The sequence below is a fragment of the Comamonas brasiliensis genome (genome assembly GCF_018292285.1).
GTDB lineage: Bacteria > Pseudomonadota > Gammaproteobacteria > Burkholderiales > Burkholderiaceae_C > Comamonas > Comamonas brasiliensis.
In genome coordinates this window covers 639,246-662,521 of record NZ_JAANES010000001.1, presented here as the reverse complement: position 1 = coordinate 662,521, position 23,276 = coordinate 639,246, and the positions used below count along the sequence as shown (strand labels likewise).

Genomic DNA, 23,276 nt, shown 5'->3' with positions numbered 1-23,276 from the left:
ACCGTCACAGCCTGCACCAGGTCTTTGCCATTCATTCACAAAAACAGCCTGCTGTCTGGCGAAATAAAGCTTGCAGAAGGTTTACAGTGCCTCTCGTTGTTTGACGAAAGGCTCAACGGAATGATCTCCACCAAAACACGCAATGCTGTTTGTCTGACCGCCCTGCTGGCTGCCGCCGGCTTCATGACTGCAGCGCAGGCCCAGCCCGATGCCGCAGCAGCCGATGCCGCCAAGGCCGCAGCACCACAGGCTGCACCTGCAGCCCAGGCAGCCCCTGCCAATGTGGATGCAGCTGCCGCTGACGCCGCCTTGCGCAAACGCCTGCAAGCCGTAGTGGCGGCCATGGACGGCAAGTCCAAGCTGGCCGCCAGCAATTTCAACGAGGAGTTCCTCAAGAACTCTCCTATCGACACCGTGCAGAAAGCCCTGGATTCGGTGCGCACCGGCGTAGGCAGTTGCCAGACGGTCGGTCGCATGGAAAGCTCCACGCCTCTGGCCACCAGCGTGCTGCTGAGCTGCACCAAGGGCTTCGTGCCCATGGAGCTGGCGGTCGAGCCCAAGGCCCCCTACCGCATCTCCGGTATCTTGCTGCGCCCGGCATTCTGGAAGTAAGCCGTTGCCGCTCTCAAAAATGGAGCCCTTGGGCTCCATTTTTTATGGGCTCTCTCAGGTTCAGATCACCACCGGCTCGGGTTCCAGGCGAATCCCGAAGCGCTCATAGACACTGGTCTGGATGGCCCCGGCAAGCGTCATCACCTCGCCGCCTGTCACGCTGGCGTCTATGCTGTGGCGGTCTCCGCGGTTGACCAGCACCAGCGCCTGCTTGTCATAGACGCCTGCGCGCCCCATGGTCTTGCCCTTCCAGCCGCAGGCATCGATCAGCCAGCCGGCCGCCAGCTTGATGGAGCCGTCATCCATCGGGTAGTGAACAATCTTGGGCTCGCGCGCGATGATGTCCGCGCACTGCTCGGTAGTCACCGTGGGGTTCTTGAAGAAGCTGCCTGCATTGCCGATGACTTCGGGGTCCGGCAGCTTGGCGCGGCGAATCTCGCAGACCCATTCAAAGACCTGTTGCGCAGTCGGCTGCTCTATGCCTTTTTCGGCCTGCTTGCGCTGCAGATCGAGATAGCCCAGATCCGGCTTCCAGCTCTTGGGCAGCGCCAGGCGCACGCGGGTGATCACCGCCCGCCCCTTGAGACCCAGGCCGCGCGGGACGGCCGCCGAGCCGGTCACGGGCCAGTACTTGGGCTGGGCCGGTGCATGCTTGAACACCGAGTCACGGTAGCCGAAGGCGCATTGCGCAGCATTGAGGCTGAATTGCTCGCCGGTCACCAGATCGATGGCATCCAGGGAATCGAAGCGATCCTGCAACTCAATCCCATAGGCACCGATGTTCTGCACCGGGGCCGCGCCGACCGTGCCGGGAATCAGCGCCATGTTCTCAAGACCTGTATAGCCCTGGGCTAGCGTCCATGCCACCATATCGTGCCAGCGCTCACCGGCGCCGATCTCGACAATCCAGTCCCTGTCGGTTTCGTGCAGCAACCGCATGCCCATGATTTCCATCTTGAGCACCACGGGGGCCACATCGCCCGTCAGCACCACATTGCTGCCACCGCCAAGGACAAACACAGGCTGCCGGCCCCATAGCGGGTCGGCGAGGAACTGGCGGATATCGTCCTGGCTACGAATGCGCACCAGTGTTTCGGCGCGCGCGGCAATGCCAAAGGTGTTGCAATGCTGCAGGGGAACATTTTTCTCGACTAACATCCACCCAATTGTCGCACTGCGCCTGCTCCGCTGCTGGCAAGCAGCACTTCACGGCCCGGCGCACTGTGGCTGTTCACCGCTCTGATACTGATAGGAATTACTCATGCCTTCTTTTGACACTGTTTGCGAAGCCGATTTCGTCGAAGTGAAGAACGCCGTTGACAACGCCACCAAGGAAATTGGCACCCGTTTCGACTTCAAGGGCACTTCGGCCGCCGTCGAGCTCAAGGACAAGGAAATCACCATGTACGGCGATGCCGAGTTCCAGCTGCAGCAAGTCGAAGACCTGCTGCGCAACAAGCTGACCAAGCGCAATGTGGACGTGCGCTTCCTGGACATCCAGAAGGCCCAGAAGATTGGTGGCGACAAGGTCAAGCAACTCATCAAGGTCAAGAACGGCATCGAGTCCGAGCTGGCCAAGCAGATCCAGAAGCTGATGAAGGAAAGCAAGCTTAAGGTGCAGGCCGCCATTCAGGAAGAGAAGGTCCGCATCACCGGCGCCAAGCGCGACGATCTGCAGGCGGCCATGGCCCTGATCCGCAAGGACCTGGCCGACCATCCCCTGTCGTTCAACAACTTCCGCGATTGAATGAAACCCCTGCTGCGCAGGTTCGCTGCCTGCTCCTCTGCCGCCGCGCGGAGCGACCCGCCAATGCCCTGGCCGGGGACCTCCGGCCTGCGCCGCATGGGTCTTCTGCTGTCGATCGGCCTGGCCGCCGGCTCCGTCTGGGGCCAGTCCGTGGCACTGACCGGCGTGCTGGGCAGCAAGGCCTTGCTGGTCATTGATGGCAGCGCCCCCAAGGCACTGGCCGTCAACGAAAGCCACAGGGAAGTGCGCCTGCTGCAGATCAGCGGCGACACCGCCGTGGTGGATATCAAGGGCCGGCGCCAGACCGTGCGCCTGGGCGATGCTCCGGTCAGCGTGGGCAGCCGGGGCGGCACTGGCGGCGCCGCGCGCTCTGGCAGGCTGGTCCTGATCGCCGACTCGCGCGGGCATTTTATCGATCGTGGCTATATCAATGGCAAAACCATGCAGTACATGGTGGACACCGGCGCCAGCACCATTGCCATCGGCCGCGCCGATGCTGATCGCATGGGCCTGCCTTACGAACAGGGCGTCCCCGTACTGATGCGCACCGCCAACGGCACTGCCCAGGGTTGGCGCATCAAGCTCGACAGCGTCAAGCTGGGCGAAATGGAGGTCTACGGCATGGACGCCGTCGTCGCCCCCCAATCCATGCCCTATGTGCTGCTGGGCAACAATCTGCTGACCCAGTTTCAGATGACCCGCAGGGGCAATGAGATGGTTCTGGAAAAGAACTGAACCCGCCTCACGCCCATGCAAGCACGCTACGACGACCCCTACGAAGACCTGCTGGGCCTGTGGTCGGACCTGGAGGCGGCACTGGCGCTGTTGCTGACCGAGCCGCTGCGCATTCCCGGCTTTGCCATCAAGCTGCACCAGCTCGATCTATGGTTGCAGGATCTCATCACCCAGGACAGCGACGCCGCGCTGTACCTGATGTTTCAGCGTGCCAGCTCGACCACCGTGGGCTATAGCCCCTCTCATGCGGTGGTCTGCGCAGGGCTGTGCCACATCCTGGCCAAGGAGCTGGGCCTGCCCCAGCCCGAGCGCGACACACTGATCCGCGCCGCGCTGACCATGAATATCGGCATGACCGTGCTGCAAAACCAGCTGGCCGAGCAACGCACGCCGCTGAACAGCCAGCAGGCCGAAGCCGTCAAGCAACACCCCACCGAAGGCCGCCTGACGCTGGAGCGGCTGATGGTGCGCGACCAGCTCTGGCTGGATACGGTGCAATACCACCATGTCGTGCTGCAACCCGCGCCGCTGGCACAGCTGCAGCCGCTGGAGCGCCTGGTGCGCATTCTGGGCACGGTGGATCGCTATGCCGCCCTGATCAGCCCGCGCAAGACCCGTAGCGGCCGCTCTGCCACCGAGTCGCTGCAGGTGCTGCAGCAAGGCGGACAATACGCCGACGAAGTCAAGCAGGCCCTGATCGATGTCGTGGGTCTGTACCCCCCCGGCACCTATGTGCAGCTGGTCAATGGCGAAGTGGCCGTCGTGCTGCGCCGTGGCAAAAGCCTGGAGGAGCCCCAGATAGCCAGCGTGATCGACAGTGATGGCCACAGCATGTACCCGCCCATCTGGCATCTGGACGGGCGCAGGCCGGCGATCACCTCGGCACTGGCGCGTTCCTCGCTGACGCTGGATCTGGATCTGCGCTCCATGGCCCAGCTGGGCATTCACAGCGCGCGCGGCAATGCCGAGCTGTACCGCATGGTCAAGCTGCCGGGCAGCAGACGCTGAGGCTTTGCGCTCTAGACGCCCTGTGCCGCCATCAACCCTGCATGGTGGCCGCGCGTGAACGCTTCTTCCAGTACCGAATAGCCGGCCCAATCCGCATGCGCAAAGCTCAGCCGTGCCGTTGCAGGTGTGGGCAGACCCTGCACGCGCTCCCCGTTCAATAGCAGCTTTCGCTTGCTGGCATTGAACTTTAGTGCGATTTCGCTCAATATCCGCTGATCACCAGGGCGCGGAATCGCCATGGCATGGCCATAGCGGGTGATTTCCATGCGTGTGGCATGCTGCAGCAGATCGGGGTGCGGCTCGCTCAACGTGTTCACGATGCGGTCGCGCCAGAAGGCAAACGGTTGCTGCATCAATTGCCTGCGCCCTTCGGCCCAGTCCCCCAGCGCCTGGTAGTAGCTCAGCACCGTGGGCTGGCGGCTGACACGGTCCAGCCGCTGATTGCCCGCATCCACATAGCCCAGCCCGCCCGCATTGCCGTCGCGGTACAGCACATTGTCCCAGGCAGGTTCGGCCCCCGGATAGTCGGCCAGCGGCCGGTCGATATGGATGTTCGCCACCAACCAGGGCGCCCAGTCCAGGCGGGCCGACACGGTGCGCAGAAAATCGGGCGCATCGCGCAGCACGCGTGCGGCCACAAAACTGGGTAAGGCCACCACGCAATGGTGCGCCAGCCAGCGTTCATGCTGCTGACGGCCGTGGTGATAGACCTCGATCTGCACGCCGCCCGCATCCTCGGTGATGGCGAGCACACTGCAATCGGCCTGCAGCTGCGTGGCCTTCAGTCCCGCCACCAGTTGCTGGGCCAGCCAGCCATTGCCCTGGGGCCAGGTCAGCACCTGCTCGCCGCCCCCATCGCTCTCATGTTCGGGCTGCGGACGCGGCGCATGAAACCCATGGCGGCTGGCGAAATAATGAATCCCAGCCCAGGCAGAGACGCGGCTCAGACCGGCGCCGAAATCATCGCGGCAGCTGTAGTCTAGATACCAGAGCAGACGTTCGTCATCAAGTCCCTGTGCCGCCAGCCACTGGTCAAAGCGCTGCGCATCCAGCTCGGCGTGGGCGGCAGGCAGACCCGCGTCGCGCTGCCAGACACGGATGGATGGCATGGCAAAGGCTGCGGCCCGAGACGCTGCCTCGACCAGTTTTTCAAACAGCGCATATTGCTCCAGCGTGCGCTGGCTCACGCCCTGCACCGGCAGCAGTCCCTCATGCCAGCCGCCCTGCCAGTACAAGCGCTCCTGCGGGCTATGGCAGAGGTAGCGCTCGTCATAGCGCCAGCGGCCGGCTGCACGCTGGCGCACGCCCAGCTCCTCCAGCCAGTCCTGCACCTCATGGGCATCGTCGCCGGGCACGGGCAGATAGTGGGCGCCCAGGGGGCAGGCTATGCCCTTGACCTGCCCGCCCTGGCTGTTGCCGCCCATGGCGGTCTGGGTATCGAGCAAGGCTGCGCCCTGAACGCCCGCCAGCTCCAGCGCACGCGCCGCCGCCAGCCCAGCCATGCCGCCGCCCGCTATCACGACCGGTGCCCGGTGCACTACGGCAGGTGCGGGCAGCTCCAGCCCTTGCGCCAGGCGCTGCCAGAAGGGGCGCAGGCCATGACCGCGCTCCAGCGCCACGCCACTGAAGCCGCCCGGCAAATCCTCCAGCCTGGGCGCTGGCTGCTTGCAGCCGGCCAGGCCCGCTGCGCCCAAAGCGCCGGCGGCCGCCAGCCCGAGCCAGTCGCGCCGCTTCAGATCGGCCCGCATCAATGCTCCACCTTGCCCCACTCGCGCTCATAGGTGTTGACCAGCACCTGATTGGACAGGCGATTCACCTCGGTCGGCACGCGCGCCATATCGAGAGGGAAGTCAAACATCAGGCGCAGCGTGGGCAGGGTCAGAAAACGCATGCCGGTGGGCAAGGTCTCGGGCTCGCGCCAGGGACGATGGCTGGCCAGCACAAAGCCCCATTCCCCAAAACTGGGCACATGCACGTGATAGGGCCTGGCCGTCAGACCCACGGACTCCACGGTCTGCACCACGGTCCAGAAGCTCTGGCGCGCAATCAGCGGCGATGTGGTCTGAATCACGGCATAGCCGCTGGCCGCCAGACGCTTGTCCAGCAGCGAATAAAAACTGTTGGTGAACAGCTTGCCTATGGCGAAGTTGGTGGGATCGGGAAAATCCACCACGATCACATCGAAGGTCTCGGCGCTTTGCTGCAGCCAGTGAAACGCATCAGTATTGACGATGCTCACGCGGGCATCGTTGAGCGCATTGCCATTGAGCGCCGTCATCATGGCATTGCTCTTGAACAGATCGGTCATGGCCGGGTCCAGCTCCACCAGCACGACAGATTCCACACCCGGATACTTGAGCACCTCGCGCACCGCCATGCCGTCGCCGCCGCCCAGCACAGCCACCTTCTTCGGTGCACCATGTGCGGCCATGGCGGGGTGGACCAGCGCTTCGTGATAGCGGTACTCGTCGCTCTGGGCAAACTGCAGATTTCCGTTCAGATACAGGCGCGCGCCCTGACGTCCCTGTGTCACCACAATGCGCTGATAGGGCGAGCTGCTGCTCAGCACGATGCGATCCTGGTAGAAATGATCGTCGGCCAGCCGGGTCAGCTGATCCGCGCCCACGATGCCGCCACCCAGAGCCAGCAGCACCAGCGCGCAAGCCCAGGCATGGGCACGCAGATTGCGCAGCTCATGCTTGAACAGCACCAGGGCCCAGACCGCAATGGCTGCGTTCATGAAGCCGAACAGCAGACCTGTGCGAACCAGCCCCAGCTTGGGCACCAGCACGATGGGAAAGGCCAGCGACACGGCCAGGGCTCCGAGATAGTCGAAGGTCAGCACCTTGGAGACCAGATCCTTGAGCGATGCATTGCGCTTCAAGATGCGCATCACCAGCGGAATCTCCAGCCCCACCAGCGTGCCCACCACCATCACCATGCCGTAGAGCAGAAAGCGGAACGCGCCCGGCGCATAGGCATTGGCCAGAAACAGCACGGCCGGCAAGGCACCGCCGACCAGCGCCACCATCAGCTCCACACGCAGAAAATGCGCGGGCAGCTGGTCTTCGAAATAGCGCGACAGCCACGAGCCGATGCCCATGGCAAACAGATAGGTGCCGATGATGGTGGAGAACTGCAGCACCGAATCGCCGAGCAGATAGGACGCCAGCGCCCCTGCTGCCAGCTCATAGAGCAGACCGCAGGCCGCAATCACGAACACGCTGGCCAGCAGCGCCACATCAATGGGCCGAGGCCCCTGGCCAGCGCTATGCTCCTCGGCCACCATCGAAGTCATCAAAGGTACTTTCTATCTAGTTCAGCACACCATCGGCCTGCACTCCTCGGGAATCAGCACTTCCCATTGGACTCTGAAGCTCAGACCCGGCGCGCTGCAAACGAGAGACTGCCAGCAAGCGCCGCCGCGCAGCGATGCAGTCGTCCCCCTCCCGCGTAGCGAGAGAGGGGGAAGGCGCGGGCGCCTCAGGGGGTGTTTAGTGAATCGCCGCAGCGACGATGATGCTGATGCCCAGGCACATGGCCGCCACCACCATGGCCAGCGCCTTGTTGTGCTTCTCCACGATCTCGGCCCACATGTCCACGGGCGTGATCTTGTCGATGATGATGAAGCACAGCCAGAACACCACCACGCCCACCAGAGCGTAGATGATGGAGCCGAAGAAGTTCTGGGGGTTGAACCAGTCAAACATGATCTCTCTCCTCGAATGAGATGGGGGTGCTATTTGTGGCTTCCGCCGGAGGTATAGCCACCATAGGAGCCGCTGCTGGAGCGGCTGTAGCTGCAGTTGGGGTCGGTGCGCGGATCGCAGTTGGGGCTGGACATGCAGGCGCGCAGAAACGGCAGTATGAACAGCAGCAGGAACAGCCAGAACAGGATCGTGCCCCAGCTGAAGCCGCTGCCCGACAGCGGGCTGACCTGGGAGCGATCCTTGAGCTTGCCCGTGCCGAAGGCCTGGGCAATGGTCTCTGCCGACGCACGCTGCCCGTGGGTCCAGGTGGTTTCCTGATTGGCGGTCTCCAGCGCCAGCGTGGACTGCTTGCCGCCATTGGCAAAGTCCACATTGCTGGACTTGGCGCCCTTGAAGACGGGCCAGTAGAACTCGCCCTCGGCATACTCAGTCTCGGCCAGATAGGCATAGTCGCGCTGGTATTTGCGCTGCAGATAGGTCGCCGTGGCGCCGTTCTTGCTGAGCTTTGGGGCGCCCGTGATGACGCGTGCCGTGCTCCAGCCGTCCTCCGAATCGACGATGAACGAAAAGCCCGCCTTCTTGTTGTAGAGCAGATACTCGTCCCAGGTGAAGCTGTCGTCCTCATCCTCGCCCAGGCCACGCCCGCTGCGCCTTTGAAAACCCACGACCTGCCATTTCAGCCCGTCGAGCGTGCCTTCGCTGCCCAGCGGGATCAGAGGCTTGACCTTTCTGCGCTGCTCGGCATAGCTCAGCTCCGCCCCCATGCCCTTGGACATGTCGATCAGGCTGCCGCAGCTGGGGCAGCTCAGGGCCTTGGTGGTGTCGAAGCGCACGGGCACCACGGCACCGCACTTGGGACAGTTGAAGTGGCGCCCCTGGCTTTTTTGCTGGGCACTGCTGCGCAAGCCCTGCATCTGCAATGCCTCCAGCGCCACGGCAGCCCCCAGGCTGAAGGCCGGTGTCTTGTCACTGAAGTCGATGGAGAGAATCTGGTTCTTCTCGCTGCGCAGCTCCACCAGCTTGAAGCTCTTGCCCAGCTGGGGCAGCTGGGGCAGCTCGCCCTGAGCCGCCATCAGCTGTGCATCCTGAATGCTGGTGACGGTGAAGGATTCCGTGCCGGCCTTGAGCTCACGGCCCATGCGCCATTCGCGCTGCTGGAACTCGGTCACCTTCCAGCCCGGCGGCTGCCAGTTCACGGCAAAGACAAAGCTGCCGTTGTCCTCGCTCAGCCAGGCGAGCTCGCCGTTGCTGAGCGCAGCCACCCATTCCGACCAGCTGCCGGCCGCACTTTTGTATTGCGCGCGGCCCACGATGCTGAAGGGCTCGGGCTTGCCGTTGCGCTTGACCATGCCCGAGGCGCCCAGCTGCAGCGGGCTGTAATCCTCGAACACCTCGGCCATGGAGCCAATGCGCTTGAGCGTCTCGCCATCGCGCAGCACGGTGCTGCGGCAGAACTCGCAGACGGCAAAACTCGATTGCGCACTCGCGAAGTGGACCGGCGCGCCACAACCAGGACAGGGAGCGCTGTAGTCGCGCTGCGATGGGCTGGAAGCCATATCTTTTTGCTATTTAATCAGGAGCTTCTTGCGCTTGAATGGAAGAGGCCTGAAGGCGGCCTCGGTGAAATGTAGCAGCCGCGTCCTAGCGATGCTTGCTCTTGCCGCTCTTGCGGGCCGCGCCCTCTGCAGGCTTGGAGCCCTCGGCCTTTTTCTGGCCCAGCCTGGACTCCTTGCCGGCGATCAGGCGCTGGATGTTTTCGCGATGACGCCAGACCAGCAGGATCGCCATCACCACAATCGCAGCAGTGATGGGCGTTTCCGCATCCCAGACGATGCCGCTGCACAGCACGTAGTACACGGGCGCGAACACCGAGGCCACCAGCGCGGCCAGGGAGGAGTAACGGAAGAACACGGCCACGATGACCCAGGTCAGCGCCGTCGCCAGACCCAGCCAGCCGCTGATGCCCAGCAGCACGCCCAGCGCCGTGGCCACGCCCTTGCCGCCCTTGAAGCCGAAGAACACCGGATACAGATGGCCCAGGAAAGCCGCCAGGCCGGCCAGTGCCACCGTGCTGTCGCCCAGACCGAACGGCTCGCCGAAGGCCTTGACCAGTACCACGGGCACCAGACCCTTGAGTGCATCCAGCAGCAGCGTGACGGCCGCAGCCGCCTTGCTGCCCGAGCGCAGCACATTGGTGGCCCCGGGGTTGCCGCTGCCATAGGTGCGCGGGTCGTTCAAGCCCATGACGCGGCTGACGATGACGGCAAAGGACAGCGAACCAATCAGATAGGCCGCGATGACGGCGATAACGGGATAGAGGGCGTTCAAAGGAATTCCTCGGCCAGAGACTGGCCCTAAGGCTCGCCAACCAAGGTCGACGGCACCGATTGTTGTCACGACTTGCGCAACCCGGATCAGGCATGGCGGTTTGTAGACCGTCATGCCCGTTGTGCATCCTGGTTGGCGTAAGTCCTTGTTGTTTGCGTTTTTTGCCAGCCGGCGTCTGCCCCCGGCTGGCTAGCCCCCTATTCTGCCAGCGCGCAGTGCACCGGCCGGGCATCGAGCAGACGGGTACAAACCTCAGGGGCCAGTTGCACCAGATAGCCGCGCCGCCCGCCATTGATGGCAATGCGTGGCAGCGCGAGTATGGTTTCCTCGATATAGACCGGCATTTCGCGCCTGGTGCCAAACGGCGAGGTGCCGCCCACCAGATAGCCGCTGTGGCGGTTGGCCACCTCGGGCTTGCAGGGCTCCACGCTCTTGACCCCGATCTGGCGCGCCAGGTTCTTGGTCGATACCTTGCAGTCGCCATGCATGAGCACGATCAGCGGCCTGGCATCCTGATCCTGCATCACCAGGGTCTTGACGACCGCATGCTCGTTAAGCCCCAGCTGACGCGCCGACTCTTCGGTGCCGCCATGCTCCACATAGTCATAAGGGTGCTCGGTGAACTCCACCTTGTGGGCCTTGAGCATCTGCGTGGCCGGCGTCTCGCTCACATGGGCGTTCTTGTCTTTTTTTGCCATGATTCAATCTTGATAGCTGCTGGCACATGCTCCACATGGACCTGCAGCCATTTTCCCTCAATAAAACCCTCAGACAGCTGGGTCGCGCATCTCCCAGCGGATGGCATCGATTGCGGCCAGCAGCTCGGCAGGCAGCTGCGTGCCCCAGGCATTCAGATCCTCGTCGAGCTGGGCCACCGAAGTCACACCGATGATGGTGCTGGCCACCTGCCACTTGGTGTAGCAGAAGGCCAGCGCCAGCTGCACCGGTGTCAGGCCATGCTGCTGAGCCAACGCGTTGTAGCGGCGTGCGGCAGCCAGCGCATCGGGGCGGCCCCAGCGCTGTCTCTGCACCGATTCATACCTGGCGATGCGCGCCTGCTTGGGCGCGCCCTCCTCGGTCGGCGCAAACTGGTCGAACTTGCCCGTCAGCAGGCCGAACGCCAGCGGCGAATAGGCCAGCAGCGACACATCGAGGCGGTGGCAGGTTTCGTCCAGCCCGTTCTCATAGCTGCGGTTGACCAGGCAATAGGGGTTCTGAATCGAGGCCACGCGCGGCAGTCCGTGCTGCTCGGCCAGGCGCACGAACTCGTGCACGCCATAAGGCGTCTCGTTGGACAGGCCGATGTGGCGGATCTTGCCCTGCCTGACCAGACCGGCGAGCGCCTGCAGCTGTTCGTGGATGGGCGTGAGCGAGCTTTCCTTGTCGGGGTCGTAGTACATGCCGCCGAAGGCCGGCACATGGCGCTCGGGCCAGTGGATCTGGTAGAGGTCGATCACCTCGGTCTGCAGGCGCTCGAGACTGGCGTCGCAGGAGCGCACGATGTCCTGCGCCGACAGGCCCGAGCCTTCGCGGATCCAGGGCATGCCGCGCGAGGGGCCGGCCACCTTGCTGGCCAGCGTGATCCGCTCGCGCATGCCGGGGCGGGCCTTGAGCCAGCGGCCGATGATGGACTCCGTCGCGCCACAGGTGGCCTCGCGGGCCGGCACGGCATACATTTCGGCCGTATCGAAGAAATCCACGCCGCGTTCCACGGCGCGGTCCATGATGCGCCAGGCTTCGGCTTCGTCGACCTGCTCGCCAAACGTCATGGTGCCCAGACAGATGGGGCTGACGCGCAAATCGCTCTGCCCCAGAGCGACGGGATTCATGGAAAGACGTGAGTTGGATGCAGCAAAAGTCATGCTCCCGAGTTTAGGGCCTGAGAGCCCAAGACCACGGCGGGCTCCCTGTTTTTGCGCACCCGGCTGTCCCGCGCACGACGGGCCATGCCGCAAGCGCAGCAATAATCAAATCAACGGAGACCCTATGACAACGCATCACCCCACGCAGACCAGCCCGATCACCGATATCTCGCCCTATCAGCCGCGCCGCCAGTGGCAGTCGCAGATGCTGCCCGTGCGCAATATGCAGTGCCACCTGCGCAGCTGGGAGCCCGAGGCCGGCTCCCGGCTCGATCCGGATCTGCCGGTGCTGGTGCTGGCCCATGGCTGGATGGATGTGGCTGCCTCCTACCAGTTTGTGGTCGACGCCTTCAGCGACGCCTTTGTCCAGGGTCGCCGCATCGTGGCCCACGACTGGCGCGGCTTCGGCCTGAGCCGCGGCGCCGAACCCTGCGACAGCTACTACTTCACCGACTACCTGGCCGATCTGGACATGTTGCTGGAGCAGATCTCGCCCGATCAGCCCATCGACCTGGTCGGCCACAGCATGGGGGGCAATATCTCCTGCATGTATGCGGGAGCGCGGCCGCAGCGCATTCGCCGCTTTGTCAATCTCGAGGGCTTCGGCATGGCGCCGACCACGGCCGACCAAGCCCCCGGGCGTCTGGCTCAGTGGATGGACCAGTTGCGCGAACAGCGTGCCGGCGGCCTGGGCCTCGCGTCCTACGACAGCGTGGAGGCCGTTGCCAACCGCCTGCAAAAAACCAATCGCCGCCTGCCCCGCGACAAGGCGCTATGGCTGGCTCACCATTGGTCGGCCCCCGATGCCCAGGGCCGCTGGCATATTCTGGGCGACGCCGCGCACAAGATCGCCAACCCCTATCTCTACCGCGTGGACGAAGCGCTGGCCTGCCTGGCCGCCATCAGCGCGCCTACGCTGTCGGTCGAGGCGTCGGACGACAGCCTGGGCCAGTGGCACCAGGGCCGCTACACGCTGGAGCAATACCACGAGCGCATTCGCCACATCCCGCAATGCGAGATCGCCCATGTGCAGGACGCTGGCCATATGCTGCACCACGACCAGCCAGAGGCCGTGGCCAGGCTGATCGAGGACTTTCTGCGCTGAAGGACTGCTACTGCTGAGACTGCGACTGCTGCTTGCTATCTCTACAGGAGCTTGTAGCGCACGCAATCATTTATTTTCAGAATCATTTATATCTGAAATCAATGTACAACATGCGCTACAAGCTCACTTATTTATAGCCATCCACGCCCTGTTCGGTCTGCAGCTCCAGCACATGGCGCCAGCGCCTCGGCTGCATTTGCAGCTTTCGGTAGCGGCCGTCGGCCCACTCCGCACTCATGTCCGCATAGCGGGCCGACAGCGCCAGCCCGCTCTGCCCGGTCTGGTAGATGAACTGCGAGGACTCCGGATCGCCCAGGTCGTAGATGGCGCGCAGCGAGGGCGCGTGGCGGCTGACAAAACGTCCGGCCAGCGGTCCCTTGGCATCGGAGGGCGGCGGGTTGGCGTTGTACTGCCCGACATTGACGCTATAGGTGTCGCCGCCCGAGGCCACGCTCACATTGAAGACCCCCGCCAGTGCCGCCACCGAGCCCAGAGGCTTGTGCGCGCTGAGCGCCGCATGTGCAGCGCCCCAGCGCCATTGGCGCGGATCATTGCCGTAGGCCGACTGCAACTTGTCCAGCGTGCGGGTCAGCGCCTGCCCGGCCTGTTGCTCGCAGCTCAGCGGCGCGCACCACCAGGCGTCATTGCGCGCGAGGATCCCTTCCAGCCCGGCGCGGAAGTCCCGCTTGCCGTAGCTCATGGCAAAGCGCTGCTCGCCAATGCGCGCAATCACCAGGGCGCGCGTCAGCTCGTCGGCCCAGACCGAGAAGATCAGTGGCTCGGGCCTGTCCCGCTCCATCTGCCCGTCGAAGTCCGCCAGCAGTTGCTGTGCCTGCGCTGCCAGGGCATGGCTCGATCGGGCCTTGCGCAGCACGGGCAGCAAGGCCCGGGTGGCCAGGGACTGCACATCGTTCTGGATCGCCGCCATGCTGGCCGCATCATGCTGGCTGCCGGCCGCCAGCAACTGCTCTATGCGCTGGTGGCGATAGGGCAGGCTCCAGTCCTGGGTCAGGAAATGCGCATAGCCGGCTTCCGTCACGCGCTGGTTGGCCGTGGCCACAAAGCCACGCGCAGCGCCATCGTCCTGCGGCGTCTGCTCGTAGCTCAGCCAGCCCTGCCAGTCATAGCGCGCATCCCAGCCGGGCGCCGGCGCCACGCCGCGCAAGTCATTGTCGGGCGCACGCACCGGCACCCTGCCCGCCGCCTTGAAGCCGATATGGCCCTGCACATCGGCCGCCACAATGCTTTGCATGGGCGAGTGGTAGATGGAAAACGCCTCGAACAGTTCGGCCACGGTCTGCGCGCCGTTGGCTCTGAGGCCGGCCTCCACCGTGCGGTTGTCGGTGTCCAGTGCCGCCCAGCGCAGGGCCAGCGCATAGCGGTCGGTGTTGATGACCTTGCCGTATTGCCGCTGCGCATCGCTGATCACGGGGCCGTGGCGCGTGCTGCGCAGCGTCACCCTCACATCGCTCTGGCCCTTGACTTTGAAGACCTCCTCGCGCACGGCAAAATTTTCCCAGCCCGTGGGCGTGCGGTATTGGCCGGGATCGGCCGGGTTGATCTGCTCCAGGTACAGATCCTGCACATCGGGGTTGGTGTTGGTGAAGCCCCAGGCCACCTGCGCCGTGCGGCCCAGCACCACGAAGGGCATGCCGGGCAAGGTGGCACCCGTTACATCCAGCGCGCTCAGGACGCTGCCGTCGCCGGCCCGGCCCTGGGGCGACTGAAGACGCGCGAAATACCAGATGGCCGGAGCGCTCAGCCCCAGATGCGGATCGTTGGCCAGCAAGGGCTTGCCGCTTCGGGTCTTGCTTCCGGCCACCACCCAGTTATTGCTGCCCAGTCCGTCATTCGTGCCCATATCCCTCGCCACTGAGGCCGCCCATTGCTGCAAGGCTGATTGAATCTGCCCGGCCTGCGCCGACACCTTGGGCTGGGCATCCGCCTCCCGGTAGACACCAAGCTGGCGGTACAGGCTGGCGAGATCCACCGCCGTCGCGGGCGGCTCGCCTGGATAGGCCGGCATCAGCTGCCACAGCTGCTCGGTGCTCAGGACTTGCAGCAGATTCAACCGCGCAAACTCGTTGCCCCAGTTGCCGCCCAGGTCCAGCGCCATCATCAGCGCCCAGCCCACGGTATCTTCAGGCTCCCAGTTGCCGGCCCGGGTGCCCAGCAGCAGGAACTCCGGCGCGGCAGCCTGAACGGGCCTGGCATGGAAGGCCGCAATGCCCTGGCTGTAGGCCTGCAAGGCTTCCTGCACGGCAGGCGGCAGCGCCGCATACTGGCGGCGCGCCGCGCCATGAATGTCGAGAGCACGCATCAGCTTGTCCAGCTCCAGCGTGGCCGGGCCCAGAGTCTCCGACAGCCGCCCCTGCATCAGACGGCGGTTGAACTCCAGCTGCCAGCCGCGCTCCTGCGCATGGACAAAGCCCAGGGCCCGCCAGGCATCCTGCGGCGAGTCGGCGCTGATATGCGTGACATCGGAGTCGTCGCGCCTGACCCACACGCTGCGCTCAAGCCCGGAGAGAACCAGCTTGCCACCCAGGCGCGGCTGGGCCCGCACGCCATAGACCGCCAGCGCGGCCCCTGCCAGCAAAACCAGTCCGCAGGCCGCAGCCGCCAGATGCCATGTGCGCCTGCGCCAGGGGTGGGCGGAAGGTTCTGCCGCCGAAGTGATGTCTCCCATATCGCCTCTTGTAATGCGTCCGGTGCGCAACATCCACATGCTGATCGCGTCCAGCCATGGGCGACAATACCTGTTTGGGCCACGGCCCGGTGTTAGGAAAACGACTTACGCAGATTCGGATCAGGCATGGCGCTCCATGCCTGTCGTGCTTCCCTGTTTGCGTCAGTCCCAAGGAATTCAACGCATGTGGCCCTTCAGTCTGTTCAAGAAACTCAGCCAGGACCCGGCCGTGGGCCAGCCCCGGGGCGACTATATCGGCTGCTATCTGCTGGGCACGCATACCAGCGGGCGCGACGATGACATCAGCTATATCTCGCTGGCGACCACGCGCGAGCAGCTGGAGCAGGATGCGCGCCAGTATCTGCAGGAGTTCCTGGAGCAGCATCCGCAGCTGAACGAAGCGGAGCGCCTTGCCCTGCAGGACCTGCTGGATCACTGGAATGCGCGCGCCGATGCCCACCTGGCCCAGGACGGCGGCAAGCCCGGCCAGCCCCTGGCCGTGCAAGGCGGCAGCGAGCTGTTCCTGCGCACCGGCATGCGGGCACGCAAAAAGGAAAAAGGCATCTATCTGGAGTAGACGCCGGGGCGGCGGCCGCTGCCCGACGCCTGCCGCTACTGCGTGAAATTCATGTCGAAGCCGGCTTCTGTCAGGCGTACCTCACCGCCTTCGGCTTTCTCCAGCCAACCCTTGCCGACGGCCCAGTCCAGCGCGGACTGGCGCTCGCCTTCACCGATGCCATGCTTTTGCAGGTCGGCGGCAAGCACTTGCTCGCTCATGCCTTCGCCGGCACGCAAGCTTTGCTCCACCACCAGGATGTAGACCATCTTGTGGGCGGCTGTCTGAATGCTCTGCTCTGTCATGTCCAGGAGTCCTTTGGCCGCAAGGCCTTTGAATGCGAGATGCGAGAGAAAGCCAGACGCGGCCGAGCCGAAAGCCTTGCGCTTTGCCCGGGGCCTGGTCTTGCCACCGCTGTTTGTAAGCCGCCAGTCATACCCACTCTGGCAGTGAGTTTGTAGCCATCTCTCTAGTATTTCCGGTGCGTTTCCTCTGCCTGCCGGCACCGCGGCCGTGGTGCCGGCACTTCAGTTTCAGAACTGTGTTTCAGGGAGGTCATCATGGCTCGCCACACGCCCATAGAACGCTATCGCAATATCGGCATCTCCGCGCATATCGATGCCGGCAAGACCACCACGACCGAGCGCATACTGTTCTATACCGGGGTCAACCACAAGCTGGGCGAAGTCCATGACGGCGCTGCCACCATGGACTGGATGGAGCAGGAGCAGGAACGCGGCATCACCATCACCTCGGCGGCCACCACGGCCTTCTGGTCGGGCATGGAGCACAACTTCCCGGCCCACCGCATCAACATCATCGACACCCCCGGACACGTGGACTTCACCATCGAGGTCGAGCGTTCCATGCGCGTGCTCGATGGTGCGGTGATGGTCTACGACTCCGTGGGCGGCGTGCAGCCGCAGTCGGAGACCGTATGGCGCCAGGCCAACAAGTACAAGGTGCCGCGCCTGGCCTTCGTCAACAAGATGGACCGCGTGGGGGCCGACTTCTTTCGTGTACGCCAGATGATGGTGGACCGCCTCAAGGCCCACCCCGTGCCCATCGTCATTCCCATCGGCACCGAGGCCGATTTTCACGGCCTAGTCGACCTCATCAGGATGAAAGCCATCTTCTGGGATGACGAGTCCCAGGGCGTGAAGTTCGAGTACCAGGAGATCCCCGCTGCACTTCTGGCCAGTGCCCAGGAATGGCGCCAGAAGATGGTGGAGGCTGCAGCCGAGGCCAATGAAGCACTGACCGAGAAATACCTGGACAGCGGCGATCTTGATGCCGATGACATCATCACCGGTCTGCGCCTGCGCACCATTGCCACCGAAATTCAGCCCATGCTCTGCGGCTCGGCCTTCAAGAACCGCGGCGTTCAGCGTCTGCTCGACGCGATCATCGAGCTCATGCCTTCGCCGCTTGATGTCCCTGCCGTCGAAGGTCATAGCGAAGACGACAGTGCCAGCACCACCCTGATACGCCATGCCAGCGATGACGAGAAATTCGCCGCCCTGGCCTTCAAGCTCATGACCGACCCCTTCGTGGGCCAGCTGACCTTTGTACGCGTGTACTCGGGCGTGCTGGCCAAGGGCGATCTGGTCTACAACCCGACCCGCGGTAAAAAGGAGCGTATAGGCCGCATCGTGCAGATGCATGCCAACGCGCGCCAGGAGATCGACGAAATCCGCGCCGGCGACATCGCGGCCTGCGTAGGTCTCAAGGACGTGAGCACGGGCGAGACGCTGTGCGATCCGCAAGCGCCCATCGTGCTGGAAAAGATCTCCTTTCCCGAGCCCGTGATCGCCCAGGCCGTGGAGCCCAGGAGCAAGGCCGACCAGGAAAAAATGGGCCTGGCGCTGGCACGCCTTGCCGCCGAGGACCCTTCCTTCAGAGTCAGCAGCGACGAGGAGTCGGGCCAGACCATCATTGCCGGCATGGGCGAGCTGCACCTGGAAATCATCGTCGACCGCATGAGGCGCGAATTCAATGTGGCTGCCAATGTGGGCAAGCCCCAGGTCGCCTACCGCGAGACCATTCGCAAGACAGTCAGCGATGTGGACGGCAAGTTCGTGCGCCAGTCCGGCGGCAAGGGCCAGTACGGCCATGTGGTGCTGACCGTTGAGCCGCTGGAATCGGGCAAGGGCTTTGAGTTCGTCGATGAAATCAAGGGCGGCGTGATCCCACGCGAATTCATCCCCGCCGTGGAAAAAGGCTTGCGCGAAGCCATGAACTCGGGCGTTCTGGCCGGCTACCCGGTGGTCGATGTGCGGGTGCGGCTGACCTTCGGTTCCTACCACGAGGTGGACTCCTCGGAGCAGGCCTTCCGCATGGCCGCCATCCTGGGCTTCAAGGAGGCCTGCAGAAAAGCCGATCCGGTGATTCTGGAGCCCATCATGGCCGTTGAGGTGGAAACGCCCGAGGAATACGCGGGCGCGGTGATGGGCAACCTGTCCTCGCGCCGCGGCGCCGTGCAGGGCATGGACGATATGGCGGGCGACGGCAAGACCATCAGGGCCGAGGTGCCGCTATCGGAAATGTTCGGCTATGCCACCCACCTTCGCTCCATGACTCAGGGCCGCGCCACCTACACCATGGAGTTCAAGCGCTACGCACAGGCCCCGCAGCAGGTAGCCGCCGGTGCGACTGCTTCGAGCGCGACAAGCGGCCACCGAAAACAGGGCTAGGCTGATCCAGGCAACTCGGCCGCAGCTCGGCGGCAGAGTTGCCGGACTGGTTCAGACAGGCAGCTCAGGCTGCATGCAGCCACTGCATGGCCATGGCATCTTCGGTAAACGGGAAATGCCTGACCTCGGCATGCGTGAGATGCCTGCCGACGAATTCGGCCATGCCCGCCAGATGACTGTCGGTCACCAGAGCGATCTGCTCCACCTGATGGCGATGGTCTCTGACAAAGCCCATATGGGCGCTGAAGCCGGCCCAGTTTTCCCAGCCGGGAAAGTCCTTGGACTGGATCATCACCCCATGTAGTTTGGGATGCTCGGCCAGGAAATCGTCCACGTCCTGGCTGACGCCGTCGAAATCCTGCTCGGTCAGGGGCCCATGGGGCTCCAGTAGCAGAATGCCTTCGGGTTTCATGAGGGAGTAATTGAGCATATGCAACTCCTGCAGCGAAACTTCACTGTACGCCTGGGCTCACGGGAATGCAGCCCTAGACAGCACCCGCAGCACAGGTTTTCACGGCTCCTGACGCAGCATCGGGCCGCCTGCGAAGTCGACTAGGGGCAGCCCATGGCCCTGCTCAGGCCCTGCAGCTGCTCGCCCAGCGCGGCACGCAGATCGGCGCGCATGGCGTCGCGCGTGAGCAGCTCTTCGGCATACAGTGCCGCCCAGTCGATACCCACGCCCAGCACCACACCGGCAACCGCTCCCGCCACCGCCCCCACGGCCGTGCCTACACCAGGAACGACGGAGCCCACCGCCGCACCGGCTACCGCTGCCCCGGCCTTGCCCAGACCCTGCTTGGCAGCGGCCTTGGCCAGCACCTTGCCGGCGGCCTTCATCGATGCCTTGGCCATGGCTTTACCCGCGACGGCTGCGGCAAAAGCACCGCCCCCCGTGCCCACCAGGGCGCTGGCCGTCAGCCGCTGGCGTGCATCGCCCAGCAGCTCCAGCGCAGGCAGGCTGGCCACCTCGGTACGCACCAGACATTGCCCGGGACTCAGGGCCAGATGATGACGCGCCAGGGTTTCCTCGATGCGCTGCTGGCCCTCGGCCAGAGCAGCGCCGCTGCTCAATGCCTGCTTTTGCAGAGTCTGTACCCAGCCCTCCAGACCTGGCGTGGCTCCCAGGGTTTCGCTGAGCTTGTTCTGCAGAAACTGGCTCACATCGCCCGTGAGCAGACTGAGGATGCGCCCCCACTCCGCCCCCAGGCTGAAATACCAGTCCAGATAGCGCTCGACGGCGGCATCCAGCTGCCGGCCCATCTCCGGGATGCTCTGGCACAGGGCCTGTCCGGCCTGGGCCCGGCCCAGCAGCTGCAGAACCTGCTGGCGGGTGGCGTCCAGCGTGCCGAGACTGTAGAGTTGCTGCCCGATGCGCTCGCACTCGGGCAGGCGCTTGAGCGCCAGCGGGCTCTCCTGGGCACGGGCCAGGCCGTCAAGGGCTGCCGTGGTCTGCACCAGAATGCCCAGCACCAGCACGGCAACCAGTGCCAGCAAAGGCGCGGCCGACGAAGGTACGGCATTGCGCACTGCCGCCAAAGGCCTGGCCTGCAGCAGAAGGGCCGAGGAAGCCGATGCCCCTTGCATGGCGCGCCCCAGGCACAGCAGCACGCCTACCGGGCCAAACAGTGCCAGCAGCAACAGGCGCAGCAAGGGCAACTGAGGCAGGTCGGCCATGGCCCCGCTCGCCAGCTGCACGGCCAACAGGGCATCCAGCCCCCAGCGCACCAGCCCCGAGGGCGCTGCGTGAATCTGGGCCAGAGCGAGATTCAGCGCGTCAGGCTCCATGCCGGTCGCCAGCGCCCGCCCCATATCCTGTTGAATGGCCATGCCATAGAGCCAGCCGCCGCCCAGAAGCACCAGCAGCAGCCAGCTAGCAGCGCGCTGGGTGAAGGCCCAGGCAAAGGCCGTAGATGAAAACTCTCGCTTCAATCCCAGCTGCATGCCACAGGCCAGCAAGACATGGAGCAAGGGAGCCAGCGCCAGCAGAGCCCATTCCCAAGGCGCAAGAAACCATGCCTGCCAGAGCGAGCTGGTGCACAGCAGCAAGGCCAGTGCCAATGCCTTGCAGGCCGGCCACCAGCCGCCGCCGAGCCAGCGGCCGATATGCCCCTGCGGCGCGAACTGCAAGCACAGCAGCTTTTTGCGAAGCATCAGGAGCAGCCAATGCCCCCAGGCTGGCAACAGTACCAGCAGCAGGACGGCGAGCAGCCAGCCCCAGGGCGGCAAGCGCGTCAGCAGATGGGAAAAGCCGGCCAGGGCCGCCAGCCACAGCCAGCCCAGCAATACCGCGCGCAGCAGGGTCTGCGGCCGGGGCAACCCCGGCGCGTTCACTGGCGCACCAGCGCTGTTCATGACTCGCGGCTCTTGCCCGCTCCCCGCCCCGCTGCGGCAATCCCTCTGGCGATGCGAGCGTTGTAGACCGTCAGGCGGCTCAGGCCCAGTTGCTCGGCAATCCTGGCATCGGACGCGGTGCCGAGCAAAGCCACTGCCTCGTCGCACCAGTCAAAAGCACTGCTGGCAACAGCGCCCGTCACCGAGGCAATACCCAGCTCGGTACGCCTGGCCACCACGCTGGCCTTGCTGATGCCCAGCTGCCTTGCCACCTCGGCATCAGCCTCCTGGCCCAGCAGAGCAAGCGCTTGCGGGGTCCACTGGAAATGCCCATAAGCCGGAATGCCCAGCGCATTGCGCTTGAGGTTGACCGTCTTGGCCGATGTGCCCCAGCGCTCGGCCAGCACCGAGTCTTTTTCCTGGCCCAGGCGGGTCAGCATTTTCTCGGTCCACTGCAGTGCAGCCTTGCCCATGCGTGCGTCCTTCCCGATTTCAAAAATACAAGCCAGATCGGCTCTTATCCTATATGCAGCCTACGTTTAAAGCTATCAAAACAGAGATCGCTTAGGCACAGCAGAAGGCGCAGGCCATGTTCGCTACACCCAGGCAGCCTCAGCGGCAGTCTGGCCTCAGACATGTCCCCAATAGATCAGCGCATCCCGTCCTTCCACGGACAGCGACACCTGTGCCCCCACCGGCAGCAGCACCTTGGTGGGCACATGGCCGAAGGGCAAACCTTGCAGCACGGGGCGCTTGAGCTGCATGCGCAACCAGTCGATGACCGTCTGCAGCTTGAAGCCCTTGTCATGCGTGGTGAGCTTGAATTCGGTGAACTGGCCAAAGACGATCGCTTTTTGCTTTTGCAGCACGCCCGCCAGCAGCAGCTGCGTCAACATGCGCTCGATCCGGTAGGGGTGCTCGCCCACGTCTTCGATGAACAGAATGCCGCCATCGACCTGGGGGAAGTAAGGCGTGCCCAGCAGGGACACCAGCACCGCCAGATTGCCGCCCCACAAGGTGGCTCCGCCGGGAACATAGAAGTCCTTGAGCTGGGGCTTGCCATTGGGCAGCTCGCCAATCCTGGGCATCTGCCAGCCCGCGCCTTCGCCCTGGCCGCTGAGCAGGTCCTCGAAACAGTCCAGCATGATGTCGTCCACGGGCTCGCCCGTCTTTTTGCTGTCCACGCCAAAGTCGGCGTTGAGCGCGGGACCGGCCCAGGTGATCGAGCCGGTCTGCGCCAGCATGGCCAGCTGAAAAGCCGTGAAGTCGCTGAGGCCGACAAACTTGGTGCCGCCCGCAATCGCTTTGGCCACGGTCTTGTACTTGATGCCCGGCAGGATGCGCGTGAGACCGTAGCCGCCGCGCGAAATCAGCGCCACATCGGCCCCGCTGGCGGCAGCGCGATGGATAGCGGCCAGACGGGTGGCGTCGTCACCCGCAAAGCGCTGGCTGCTGGCCAGCGCATCGGTGTCGACCTCCACCTCGTGGCCCAGGGCCTCCAGCTGCTTGATGCCGCGCTTGAAGGCCGCCTTGTCGCGCACCGCCCCCGAAGGCGAATAGATATAGACATGCTTGCCACCATGGCTGTGATCATGACCGCAGCAGCTGCCATCGGCGCTGTGCACATGGTCGTGATGATCGTGGTGGCCGTGCTCATGGCTGCAGTGCTCGTCATGCACATGTGCCTGTTGGGCAGGCTCCTGCCCGTGCGAATGGGCGTGGTGCTGGGGCGTTGTAGTGGATGCAGGGGATTTGCGCGAGGTTGCCAAAGCCTTTTCATGCGGCCACCGGCCGCATGCTCCGTGAAAAGTGGGTGAATCCGCAGATTCAGAAGTTCATACGACTTACGCAAAACAGGTTCAGGCCGGGCGACCGCCTCGGAAGGCGAGCCCTTGTTGCATTC

The 23,276-nt window shown here is 64.3% G+C and carries 21 protein-coding genes; 7 read left to right on the top strand and 14 right to left on the bottom strand.

Annotation, left to right across the window (positions count from 1 at the left end):
• The first annotated feature begins 120 nt into the window (after positions 1 to 120).
• The gene (locus tag DJFAAGMI_RS02990; protein ID WP_019043344.1) at positions 121 to 612 is read left to right on the top strand and encodes a hypothetical protein; all 492 of its coding nucleotides are present in this window, start codon (positions 121 to 123) and stop codon (positions 610 to 612) included.
• 60 nt (positions 613 to 672) lie between these two features.
• Here the strand turns inward: DJFAAGMI_RS02990 and murB are convergent, their stop codons facing one another.
• Positions 673 to 1,770 (bottom strand): UDP-N-acetylmuramate dehydrogenase, encoded by a 1,098-nt coding sequence (gene murB, locus DJFAAGMI_RS02985; RefSeq protein WP_211455880.1) that lies wholly within the window; start codon positions 1,768 to 1,770, stop codon positions 673 to 675.
• 103 nt (positions 1,771 to 1,873) lie between these two features.
• On the opposite strand from murB, the gene DJFAAGMI_RS02980 reads away from it, so the two are divergent.
• From DJFAAGMI_RS02980 to DJFAAGMI_RS02970, 3 genes are all read left to right on the top strand, one after another.
• Positions 1,874 to 2,359 (top strand): YajQ family cyclic di-GMP-binding protein, encoded by a 486-nt coding sequence (locus DJFAAGMI_RS02980; RefSeq protein ID WP_003056407.1) that lies wholly within the window; start codon positions 1,874 to 1,876, stop codon positions 2,357 to 2,359.
• Between the two features lie 96 nt (positions 2,360 to 2,455).
• On the top strand, positions 2,456 to 3,094 hold the full coding sequence (locus DJFAAGMI_RS02975; protein WP_419095601.1) for a retropepsin-like aspartic protease family protein: 639 nt from the start codon (positions 2,456 to 2,458) through the stop codon (positions 3,092 to 3,094).
• A 15-nt stretch (positions 3,095 to 3,109) separates the two neighbouring features.
• A complete protein-coding gene (locus DJFAAGMI_RS02970) occupies positions 3,110 to 4,102 on the top strand; it encodes an HD-GYP domain-containing protein (protein ID WP_211455878.1) in 993 nt (330 codons plus the stop codon).
• Between the two features lie 11 nt (positions 4,103 to 4,113).
• Here DJFAAGMI_RS02970 and DJFAAGMI_RS02965 read toward each other — a convergent pair whose 3' ends face one another.
• From DJFAAGMI_RS02965 to DJFAAGMI_RS02935, 7 genes are all read right to left on the bottom strand, one after another.
• Positions 4,114 to 5,850, bottom strand: coding sequence for an NAD(P)-binding protein (locus tag DJFAAGMI_RS02965; RefSeq protein WP_211455877.1), 1,737 nt, complete (start codon positions 5,848 to 5,850; stop codon positions 4,114 to 4,116).
• On the bottom strand, positions 5,850 to 7,400 hold the full coding sequence (locus tag DJFAAGMI_RS02960) for a polyamine aminopropyltransferase (protein WP_211455876.1): 1,551 nt from the start codon (positions 7,398 to 7,400) through the stop codon (positions 5,850 to 5,852). The genes DJFAAGMI_RS02965 and DJFAAGMI_RS02960 overlap by 1 nt, the downstream gene beginning before the upstream one ends.
• A gap of 196 nt (positions 7,401 to 7,596) precedes the next feature.
• Complete coding sequence (locus DJFAAGMI_RS02955; protein ID WP_003056416.1) at positions 7,597 to 7,812, bottom strand: DUF350 domain-containing protein; 216 nt, start codon at positions 7,810 to 7,812, stop codon at positions 7,597 to 7,599.
• A gap of 29 nt (positions 7,813 to 7,841) precedes the next feature.
• Entirely contained in the window at positions 7,842 to 9,368 is a 1,527-nt protein-coding gene (locus DJFAAGMI_RS02950; RefSeq protein WP_211455875.1) for a DUF4178 domain-containing protein, read from the bottom strand.
• An 85-nt stretch (positions 9,369 to 9,453) separates the two neighbouring features.
• Positions 9,454 to 10,140 carry a glycerol-3-phosphate 1-O-acyltransferase PlsY gene (gene plsY, locus DJFAAGMI_RS02945; RefSeq protein ID WP_211455874.1) on the bottom strand — a complete coding sequence of 229 codons (687 nt, stop codon included), beginning with the start codon at positions 10,138 to 10,140 and terminating at the stop codon, positions 9,454 to 9,456.
• Positions 10,141 to 10,337: 197 nt separating this feature from the next.
• The gene (gene ybaK / locus DJFAAGMI_RS02940; RefSeq protein WP_211455873.1) at positions 10,338 to 10,838 is read right to left on the bottom strand and encodes a Cys-tRNA(Pro) deacylase; all 501 of its coding nucleotides are present in this window, start codon (positions 10,836 to 10,838) and stop codon (positions 10,338 to 10,340) included.
• 69 nt (positions 10,839 to 10,907) lie between these two features.
• Positions 10,908 to 11,969 (bottom strand): aldo/keto reductase, encoded by a 1,062-nt coding sequence (locus DJFAAGMI_RS02935; RefSeq protein WP_211456707.1) that lies wholly within the window; start codon positions 11,967 to 11,969, stop codon positions 10,908 to 10,910.
• Between the two features lie 157 nt (positions 11,970 to 12,126).
• Between DJFAAGMI_RS02935 and DJFAAGMI_RS02930 the strand changes: the two genes are divergently transcribed.
• Positions 12,127 to 13,107 (top strand): alpha/beta fold hydrolase, encoded by a 981-nt coding sequence (locus DJFAAGMI_RS02930; protein WP_211455872.1) that lies wholly within the window; start codon positions 12,127 to 12,129, stop codon positions 13,105 to 13,107.
• Positions 13,108 to 13,234: 127 nt separating this feature from the next.
• On the opposite strand, the gene DJFAAGMI_RS02925 is transcribed toward DJFAAGMI_RS02930, so the two are convergent.
• Positions 13,235 to 15,793 (bottom strand): penicillin acylase family protein, encoded by a 2,559-nt coding sequence (locus DJFAAGMI_RS02925; RefSeq protein ID WP_249333735.1) that lies wholly within the window; start codon positions 15,791 to 15,793, stop codon positions 13,235 to 13,237.
• Between the two features lie 184 nt (positions 15,794 to 15,977).
• Between DJFAAGMI_RS02925 and DJFAAGMI_RS02920 the strand changes: the two genes are divergently transcribed.
• Positions 15,978 to 16,370, top strand: coding sequence for a hypothetical protein (locus tag DJFAAGMI_RS02920; protein ID WP_211455870.1), 393 nt, complete (start codon positions 15,978 to 15,980; stop codon positions 16,368 to 16,370).
• 35 nt (positions 16,371 to 16,405) lie between these two features.
• On the opposite strand, the gene DJFAAGMI_RS02915 is transcribed toward DJFAAGMI_RS02920, so the two are convergent.
• Positions 16,406 to 16,654, bottom strand: a complete 249-nt coding sequence (locus DJFAAGMI_RS02915) for a hypothetical protein (RefSeq protein WP_043004447.1) — start codon at positions 16,652 to 16,654, stop codon at positions 16,406 to 16,408.
• A gap of 255 nt (positions 16,655 to 16,909) precedes the next feature.
• Between DJFAAGMI_RS02915 and fusA the strand changes: the two genes are divergently transcribed.
• The gene (gene fusA / locus DJFAAGMI_RS02910) at positions 16,910 to 19,042 is read left to right on the top strand and encodes an elongation factor G (protein ID WP_211455869.1); all 2,133 of its coding nucleotides are present in this window, start codon (positions 16,910 to 16,912) and stop codon (positions 19,040 to 19,042) included.
• 64 nt (positions 19,043 to 19,106) lie between these two features.
• Here the strand turns inward: fusA and DJFAAGMI_RS02905 are convergent, their stop codons facing one another.
• The 4 genes from DJFAAGMI_RS02905 to DJFAAGMI_RS02890 all read right to left on the bottom strand — a co-directional run bounded on the left by DJFAAGMI_RS02905 (position 19,107) and on the right by DJFAAGMI_RS02890 (position 23,052).
• Positions 19,107 to 19,472 (bottom strand): SpoIIAA family protein, encoded by a 366-nt coding sequence (locus tag DJFAAGMI_RS02905; RefSeq protein ID WP_114862272.1) that lies wholly within the window; start codon positions 19,470 to 19,472, stop codon positions 19,107 to 19,109.
• A 122-nt stretch (positions 19,473 to 19,594) separates the two neighbouring features.
• Positions 19,595 to 21,394 (bottom strand): hypothetical protein, encoded by a 1,800-nt coding sequence (locus DJFAAGMI_RS02900; protein WP_211455868.1) that lies wholly within the window; start codon positions 21,392 to 21,394, stop codon positions 19,595 to 19,597.
• Positions 21,391 to 21,846: a hypothetical protein gene (locus DJFAAGMI_RS02895; protein WP_211455867.1), complete on the bottom strand. Its 456-nt coding sequence runs from the start codon at positions 21,844 to 21,846 to the stop codon at positions 21,391 to 21,393. The genes DJFAAGMI_RS02900 and DJFAAGMI_RS02895 overlap by 4 nt, the downstream gene beginning before the upstream one ends.
• A gap of 156 nt (positions 21,847 to 22,002) precedes the next feature.
• Positions 22,003 to 23,052, bottom strand: coding sequence for an LD-carboxypeptidase (locus tag DJFAAGMI_RS02890; protein ID WP_211456706.1), 1,050 nt, complete (start codon positions 23,050 to 23,052; stop codon positions 22,003 to 22,005).
• Positions 23,053 to 23,276 lie beyond the last annotated feature (224 nt).

Coding starts and splice junctions, on each gene's coding strand:
- DJFAAGMI_RS02990 (WP_019043344.1), top strand. CDS start 121: ATGATCTCCACCAAAACACGCAATGCTGTTTGTCTGACCGCCCTGCTG.
- murB (WP_211455880.1), bottom strand. CDS start 1,770: ATGTTAGTCGAGAAAAATGTTCCCCTGCAGCATTGCAACACCTTTGGC.
- DJFAAGMI_RS02980 (WP_003056407.1), top strand. CDS start 1,874: ATGCCTTCTTTTGACACTGTTTGCGAAGCCGATTTCGTCGAAGTGAAG.
- DJFAAGMI_RS02975 (WP_419095601.1), top strand. CDS start 2,456: ATGGGTCTTCTGCTGTCGATCGGCCTGGCCGCCGGCTCCGTCTGGGGC.
- DJFAAGMI_RS02970 (WP_211455878.1), top strand. CDS start 3,110: ATGCAAGCACGCTACGACGACCCCTACGAAGACCTGCTGGGCCTGTGG.
- DJFAAGMI_RS02965 (WP_211455877.1), bottom strand. CDS start 5,850: ATGCGGGCCGATCTGAAGCGGCGCGACTGGCTCGGGCTGGCGGCCGCC.
- DJFAAGMI_RS02960 (WP_211455876.1), bottom strand. CDS start 7,400: ATGACTTCGATGGTGGCCGAGGAGCATAGCGCTGGCCAGGGGCCTCGG.
- DJFAAGMI_RS02955 (WP_003056416.1), bottom strand. CDS start 7,812: ATGTTTGACTGGTTCAACCCCCAGAACTTCTTCGGCTCCATCATCTAC.
- DJFAAGMI_RS02950 (WP_211455875.1), bottom strand. CDS start 9,368: ATGGCTTCCAGCCCATCGCAGCGCGACTACAGCGCTCCCTGTCCTGGT.
- ybaK (WP_211455873.1), bottom strand. CDS start 10,838: ATGGCAAAAAAAGACAAGAACGCCCATGTGAGCGAGACGCCGGCCACG.
- DJFAAGMI_RS02935 (WP_211456707.1), bottom strand. CDS start 11,969: ATGAATCCCGTCGCTCTGGGGCAGAGCGATTTGCGCGTCAGCCCCATC.
- DJFAAGMI_RS02930 (WP_211455872.1), top strand. CDS start 12,127: ATGACAACGCATCACCCCACGCAGACCAGCCCGATCACCGATATCTCG.
- DJFAAGMI_RS02925 (WP_249333735.1), bottom strand. CDS start 15,793: ATGGGAGACATCACTTCGGCGGCAGAACCTTCCGCCCACCCCTGGCGC.
- DJFAAGMI_RS02920 (WP_211455870.1), top strand. CDS start 15,978: ATGTGGCCCTTCAGTCTGTTCAAGAAACTCAGCCAGGACCCGGCCGTG.
- DJFAAGMI_RS02915 (WP_043004447.1), bottom strand. CDS start 16,654: ATGACAGAGCAGAGCATTCAGACAGCCGCCCACAAGATGGTCTACATC.
- fusA (WP_211455869.1), top strand. CDS start 16,910: ATGGCTCGCCACACGCCCATAGAACGCTATCGCAATATCGGCATCTCC.
- DJFAAGMI_RS02905 (WP_114862272.1), bottom strand. CDS start 19,472: ATGCTCAATTACTCCCTCATGAAACCCGAAGGCATTCTGCTACTGGAG.
- DJFAAGMI_RS02900 (WP_211455868.1), bottom strand. CDS start 21,394: ATGAACAGCGCTGGTGCGCCAGTGAACGCGCCGGGGTTGCCCCGGCCG.
- DJFAAGMI_RS02895 (WP_211455867.1), bottom strand. CDS start 21,846: ATGGGCAAGGCTGCACTGCAGTGGACCGAGAAAATGCTGACCCGCCTG.